The 2,097-nt window shown below is 37.1% G+C and carries 1 protein-coding gene; it reads right to left on the bottom strand.

Annotation, left to right across the window (positions count from 1 at the left end; genetic code table 11):
• The coding region (gene nrdA, locus H4J50_RS18790) for a class 1a ribonucleoside-diphosphate reductase subunit alpha (RefSeq protein WP_182257682.1) at positions 1 to 1,895 on the bottom strand (1,895 nt) is incomplete at its 3' end.
• Positions 1,896 to 2,097 lie beyond the last annotated feature (202 nt).

Genomic DNA, 2,097 nt, shown 5'->3' on the forward strand with positions numbered 1-2,097 from the left:
GTCGCATTAGATATTTGAGACGAAGTTTCTGACGGCATTAATGCTGATACGGTTGAGTTTCTTACGCCGTGCTTTTTAATACTGGCACGAAGTGACTCCCAATCTAAATGAAGTGGTTCACCGGTAATGTTATCGATTTCTTTTTTGTAGGTATCGATAGGCAAAATACCTTGTGATAAACGAGTCTCATTAAACTTAGGACAAGCACCTTGCTCAATAGCTAATTCGTTAGAAGCTTTTAATAAGTAATACTGTATCGCTTCAAATGTGCGATGCGTTAAGTTGTTCGCACTACCATTTGAATAGAAAACACCATTTTTTGCTAAATAGTAAGCGTAATTTATAACACCTATACCGAGAGTACGACGACCCATAGTAGCGGTATGTGCTGCTGGTACTGGGTAGTCTTGATAATCTAATAAGCTATCTAAAGCACGTACGGCTAAATTAGCTAAACCAGATAACTCGTCTAGGCTTTCAATTGCGCCTAAGTTAAATGCCGATAAAGTACATAGGGCTATTTCACCGTTTGGATCGTTTACATCTTCCATTGGCTTGGTTGGCAAAGCAATTTCTAAACATAAGTTACTTTGACGAATAGGCGCAACAGTCGGATCAAAAGGTGAGTGAGTATTACAGTGATCTACGTTCTGTAAATAAATTCGACCTGTACTTGCACGCTCTTGTGCAAATAAGGTGAATAACTCAATTGCTTTAATACACTTTTTACGAATTGAGTCATCAGCTTCGTATTTAACATAAAGCTCTTCAAACTTATCTTGGTCTTCGAAGAAAGCGTCATATAAACCTGGTACGTCACTTGGGCTAAATAAAGTAATAGATTGGCCCTTAATTAAACGCTGGTACATTACTTTATTAAACTGTACGCCGTAGTCTAAATGTCGAACGCGGTTTTCTTCAACACCACGGTTATTTTTAAGTACTAATAAGCTTTCAACTTCTAAATGCCATAACGGGTAGAATAGGGTGGCAGCACCGCCGCGAACTCCACCTTGCGAACAACTTTTAACAGCTGTTTGAAAGAGTTTATAAAATGGAATACAACCGGTATGAAAAGCTTCACCATTGCGGATTGTACTACCCAGTGCACGAATTCGACCGGCATTAATACCAATACCTGCACGTTGAGATACGTATTTCACAATCGAGCTAGATGTTGCGTTAATTGAATCTAAACTATCGCCACACTCAATTAATACACAAGATGAAAATTGGCGAGTAGGTGTACGAACACCAGCCATAATAGGCGTAGGTAATGAGAGCTTAAAGGTTGAAATAGCGTTATAAAAACCTTTTACGTAATCTAAACGTGTTTCTTCAGGGTATTTTGCAAATAAGCAAGCCGCCACTAAAATATATAAAAACTGTGCACTTTCATATATCTCACCAGTAACACGGTTCTGTACTAGATATTTACCTTCTAATTGTTTTACCGCAGCGTAACTGAAGTCTAAATCACGGCTGTGATCCATAAAGCCTTCAAGTAGCTCAAATTCTTCAGGTGTGTAATCAGCTAATAAATGCTCATCATACTTGCCCGCTTCTACTAGTTTTACAACATGCGGGTAAAGCTTAGGTGGCTCAAATTGGCCATAAGCTTTTTTACGTAAATGAAATATGGCTAAACGTGCAGATAAATATTGATAATCAGGTGTTTCTTCCGATATTAAATCAGCAGCTGATTTAATAATGGTTTCATGAATGTCAGCAGTTTTAATACCATCATAAAATTGAATATGTGACTTAAGTTCAACTTGAGATACCGAAACATTGTCTAAGCCGTTTGCAGCCCAAGCAATTACTTTATGGATTTTTTCTAAGTCGATTGGCTCTTTAGAACCATTGCGCTTTGTAACAAAAAGGTTGTTATTCATGAAAGACCTGTAAATCTAATTGTTGTTTTAATCACCCACAGTAGGTGCTTAAAATGTTAATTGCCTCAAAATGTCATTTATACGAGATAAATCGTATATCATTCAATATGTCTCTGAATGAAAAATGCACTATATCTTGGGGTTTTTAAAAAACTAATCACAAGATAGTGAGGTTTGCACTACAATGCAAGCGATATAAATT

The organism is Colwellia sp. 6M3, assembly GCF_014077595.1.
Lineage (GTDB): Bacteria > Pseudomonadota > Gammaproteobacteria > Enterobacterales > Alteromonadaceae > Cognaticolwellia.